This is a genomic window from Planctomonas deserti (genome assembly GCF_003067705.1).
GTDB lineage: Bacteria > Actinomycetota > Actinomycetes > Actinomycetales > Microbacteriaceae > Planctomonas > Planctomonas deserti.
Genome location: NZ_QANL01000134.1, coordinates 1 through 582, shown reverse-complemented (window position 1 = coordinate 582; position 582 = coordinate 1). Strand labels below are relative to the sequence as shown.

Sequence of the window (582 nt, the reverse complement as noted above, 5' to 3'; positions counted from 1 at the left end):
ATGATCGGTACGGCTCTATTGTCGCTAGTGGTCAATCTCGCGGTCCTTCGCATGCTGGCGCCACTGAAGTCTGGCGAAGTACATCTGCGGGCGACGTGGCTTTTCACCCGAGCCGATGTGGTAGCCAACGTGGGCGTGATCCTGGCTGGCCTACTGGTGTGGTGGCTGGCCAGTCCATATCCGGATTTCGTAATCGGTGCCCTTATCGGCCTCTACGTGATGAAGGAAGCCTTTGAAATATTGGGCGACGCGCGCCGGGCACGCGCCGACGCGCGCAAGACCCCTGCATGACCGCGGGCGGCCAGCTGGGATTTTCCCTGCGCTGGTTGCTGCTGGCGCAATTGGCTGTCGGCCGGTATTTGCCTGAAATCGAGGCCGAAACGCGTGCAGATGCGTATGAGCATCTGCACGCGCCCTTTAGACCGCCAATTTCCGGGTGACGCATATGGGCGCAGGCCGATCCCTGTGATCTCGAGAACCTTCGGAGTACTTCCATGTCTGTGCGATGGGCGGCCTTGGCCGCGTTGCTGTTAACGGGCGCAGCAGCGATGCCTGCGGCGGCGGTCGAGTTGATGACCTTGG

2 protein-coding genes are annotated in these 582 nt (G+C 61.3%); both read left to right on the top strand.

Annotation, left to right across the window (positions count from 1 at the left end; translation table 11 throughout):
* On the top strand, window positions 1-291 hold a 291-nt coding region (locus tag DAI20_RS19940), incomplete at its 5' end, for a cation efflux transmembrane domain-containing protein (protein WP_159085152.1).
* Window positions 288-440, top strand: a complete 153-nt coding sequence (locus DAI20_RS19935; protein ID WP_162838286.1) for a hypothetical protein — start codon at window positions 288-290, stop codon at window positions 438-440. The genes DAI20_RS19940 and DAI20_RS19935, both read left to right, overlap by 4 nt.
* The last annotated feature ends 142 nt before the right edge of the window (window positions 441-582 follow it).